Genomic DNA, 4,288 nt, shown 5'->3' with positions numbered 1-4,288 from the left:
GGCGTGCCTTCCGGAACAACAATGCGAAGAGTGGCAAGGTTATGCATAATTTTATTTCCTGTAACAACAAAAGACAAAGTCTCTGTCACATCTTTTCCTGCTTCGTCTTTGATGATTACATCAAATACACTTTCATTCGCTATATTCGTTGAGGAGACATTGACTACTATTTCCCCACCCTTGTAGGGAACATGACTATTAGCAACATCCTTCACCTTCAGATAAGGTTTGCTTGTCACAACAAATTGAGTTGTACTAGACGGTAAAATCCCATATTTAATTTCCACAGTATAGTTGCCTTCTAATGTTGAGCCCGGAATTTGTAACTTAATATTCGTCTTATTTACAGAAACTGCAGTACCCGTTATTTCGAAATCTTGCTCTAGCCCTGCTTCATTTTTTATAACGATATTAAGACTTTCATTATCTTGAATATGCTTCGTTGTTACCGGGATGATGATTTCTCCGCCAATTGTAGAGGATACAGGATCTCCAATGATCGGACCAATCGTTATTGTAGGAGGCTCTTCTACAATAAAAGTATTCTTAGCCTCAGCATCCCCATAACCTAACTGTAAGGTGTATGTACCAGCTTTGGTGAGGGGGAGAACTTGTACAGTCATTTCCACATTATTTTCAGATACCGTATTTCCTGTGAATGTGAAACCTAAAGCACTCGTCACGTCGATGCCCTTGGCATCATAAACTTGTGCTTGAACGCTCTCCAAACTCTCGATATTCATCGTAGTTGCACTTACATTTAAAGTGCCCCCATTATATGAAATGGGACTTCCGTTAATGGGATCCATTATGATGAGAGGATCCTTTGACACTTCAAAGGTTGAACTGACTTTTTCGAAGTTTTTATAACTTGCTTCAACCGTATAAGTCCCGCCTTTAGTAAATGGAGGAACACTAAGTGAGATTTCAGTAGAGTTATTTTGAATTGTGTTTTGTTCTACTTCAAAGCTCTGCTGTTCTCCAATGCTATTCATAACCTTCACATCCAATAGCTCTCCATCCGGAATGTAAACTGTCTTTGCCGGAATGGTTAAAGATCCTCCCCTATTGGATACAGGGGAATCCGGAGACTTAGCACCAAGTGTGATTTTCGGTACGCCCATTGGCGCCTCTTTAAGATAGAACTTGTCAACATAAACGGCCGTAATAATGTGATCTACATTATTGGGGGTGGCCAGATAAACCATCTCGTAGTCAGTTAGAGAAGGAAAATAGGTACCTACTTTTATATCCTTCCATTCATTAGATTGAAAGGAAGACAGCGGAAAGCCATGCTCACCAATTCGATAGTTGCCCGTTGTAATCGAATACACCCCTATTTTGAAGGCATCGACTGAAGTATTCTCTTCTTTGAAATCCACTTTCACTCTTGCGTACAGCTCATACTCTTTCCAAGATGCTAACGGTGTTGTACCTGTCGTATTTCCATTGTAATCATTTGTGAAAATACCTTTGTTCATGCGCAGCTGAAAATCCCACGTATTGGTCGTCTTCAAAATTTTTCTCGCTGCTTTTCCGTCTGATGCTAGCGGGTCACTTACGCCGATCTCTGTATCTGGAGTAGTAAAGGCATGGAATAATGAATCCTGCCCTACGTATTCAAATGCACTACTCTCTGCGAAAGAAGTTTGCGGTGGAGCGAGCAAACTCATATTTGTAAATATAATAGCAAATGCCAAAAGCCAGATAGACCATTTCTTAAGCAAATGAGACACCTCCATATTTGTATAAATCGTTTAGATTCATTTCTTCATTGCCATAAACAGAATATTTACCTTCAAACTCAACTTTTCCACCTGCCTCCTTAGTCCCTCCTTTCAATTCCATATTCCATATTGCTCGCATACAGCAAGCAACATTAGCATGGATAGTGCGATGCTGAATACAACTGTTATTTCGGTTTTGAATACACCGTTTAACCACTACTTGGATATGGATAAATAGCTAATATAAGTTTATAAGGCGCAATAAGGTTCGTCTTTGCAGTAGATATTGTTCATGCGTACTCTGAACTTGTGTTAAAAACCTTATGTTACAAACTGTTTCATGAAACCGTTTGCATTTTATTGATATCTAAATGGATTCAGATTGTACTTATTCATCTGTTTCTCTATATATTAAACAAACCGTCCGATTGCCCAATGAATGGCAAACGGACGGTTATTATTATTGGACGTTGGGTCTTCTAACCACCCAATCTATGCTGTTCAACAACCTTTGAACTAATCATTTGATCAACTTCGCAAGCACATTCATGAGAAATTGTGCAGCTTCAGCTCTGGTAGCATGTTTGCTAGGATATAACTTACCTTCATACCCACTTACAAGACCCTTCTCATATAACGCTGAGATACCGTCTTGTGCATAGCTAGATATTTCGTTAGCATCCTTAAACTGTCCTAGCTCAGCATCCCCTGCTTTTCCTTCCAACATGTTCATCTTCTGCAAGGCCCGYTCTGWTATTGTGAACATTTCCTGGCGGGTTATTTGTTCTTTGGGTCCGAACGTATTGTTTCCCCTGCCCTTAATAATCCCTAGAGATTTGGCGATTGCTACCTCATTCGAATAATAATCGCTGCTGTTCACGTCACTGAAAGCATCCTTGTTCGATCCTTTAAGCCCCAACATCCGGACAAGCATGGTTACAAAATCCGCTCGAGTAACCGTATCATCAGGCAAGAAAGTATTATTTCCTACCCCTTTGATGATGTCCCTTGCAGCCATATACTTTACTGCTTGATCAGACCAATGCCCGTTCGTGTCTGTAAAATGCTTCTCATTATATGAGACATCGAATGTCCCGCTTTGTGCGGTCCAAAACACAACTTTACCGTTCGAGTAAACGCTTTGGGGAAGGAGTGTTTTTATCCCTCCGATCTCACGAGAGGCAACGATGTAATCGCTGATTTCCACCGGCTTGCTGTCATGCTTCATTTCAACAATAAGTGGATGCTCGTCGTCCGACCACTCGATCAGCTTGCCATTGACCAGACATTCGATGATGATACTTCCTTTCCGGATAACAAAAGTGATTCGATCGGTCGCACTAGTTGCAAGCTTATCGATCGATTCTCTATTCACTTTCATTGTTCCAAAAGCGGTCGCAATGATTATATAATCGAGTTTATCTACACTGGACAGCCATTCCTTTACATTCGTAAAGGTCACTTGAACGTCCTTGATCGCTTCATTTTCGGAATAATCCAGGACGATGTTTACAAGCCCGTTTTCATCCGGCTCTGTGGCTTCCAACAGCTCCTTCAGCTTCTGCGGAGAAAGAGTTACTTTCTGACTGTTGTCGATTGCACCTGCATTCGTTCCCAAAGGGAGATTGGTTCCAGGCTCCGAAACTTGAAAATGGGTCGTCTTCGCCGTATTGCCATAACCAATTTCTACTCGATACTCCCCTTTCTCAGCTGTAGCCGGAACGGATATCGAAACAGTCAATTTATTAGTTTGTACCGTGTTTCCTGTTATTGTAAAGTTTTGTTCGCTGCCAGCGCTGTTTTTCACAGTAACCGACAGGGATTCACCTGCTTTAATGCCGGCAGTCGTAACAGGAATTGCAACAGTACCTTGAGTGCCCTTAACTAAAGCCTTTGGAGTGGCTTCACCTAGCTCRATGGAGACATGCTCTCCTGCTTCAACATAGTAAAACTTGTCTACGTAAATTGATTCGATATTCACCTTGTTATCGGAAGGCGACACATAAACGTATGCCGCTAGTTCAGCTATATTGTCTGTCGTTGCTGTAAACTGCCCAACTTTCACATCGGTCCAAAACATATTTTCCATACTACTCGCTGGGATTAGTGTTGGCTCTAGAACACTGCCGCCTGCACTGTAGTCAAAACCAACCGTAAATGCATTTCCTTCCGGCTTCGGAAAAGATGGGCCGTTAAACAGGTCAGCCAATAATGCTGTTTTGTAATTAACCTTGACTCGCGCATACACATCATAGGTATGGTCTACAGTAAGTGCTGCATCGCTTGTGTAAGTATAAAAATCCATCGGGCCGTTACTGTCCCCTACAACTTTCATAGCTGTCTTATTGTCCGATGCGGATATATCAGCCACACCTCTGCTGCTACCGGACCCCCATGCTCCGAACCTATCGTCTTGAACTTCTTTGATCATTTGTTCATCATTCCTGACAAGCTTGAATATTTTCCCGTCTCCTGCTTCAAAATTCACATCGGCTAGGATATAGCTGTCCGCAGTAGTCTGAAAGCCAACTTCCGATTCACTGCCATCTAATTTACTTACT

Annotated in this window: 3 protein-coding genes; all 3 read right to left on the bottom strand. The window is 41.8% G+C overall.

Features of this window, described 5'->3' with window-relative positions:
• The coding region (locus AC1DWN_RS28955) for a hypothetical protein (protein ID WP_477562343.1) at nt 1-1,727 on the bottom strand (1,727 nt) is incomplete at its 3' end.
• Nucleotides 1,720-1,848 carry a hypothetical protein gene (locus AC1DWN_RS28950; protein ID WP_477562342.1) on the bottom strand — a complete coding sequence of 43 codons (129 nt, stop codon included), beginning with the start codon at nt 1,846-1,848 and terminating at the stop codon, nt 1,720-1,722. The genes AC1DWN_RS28955 and AC1DWN_RS28950, both read right to left, overlap by 8 nt.
• Before the next feature lie 399 nt (nt 1,849-2,247).
• A partial coding sequence (locus AC1DWN_RS28945) for an S-layer homology domain-containing protein (protein ID WP_477562341.1) occupies nt 2,248-4,288 on the bottom strand: 2,041 nt, incomplete at its 5' end.

It is taken from the genome of Paenibacillus sp. P4_A7 (genome assembly GCF_056402455.1).
This window is presented reverse-complemented; position numbering and strand designations above follow the sequence as displayed.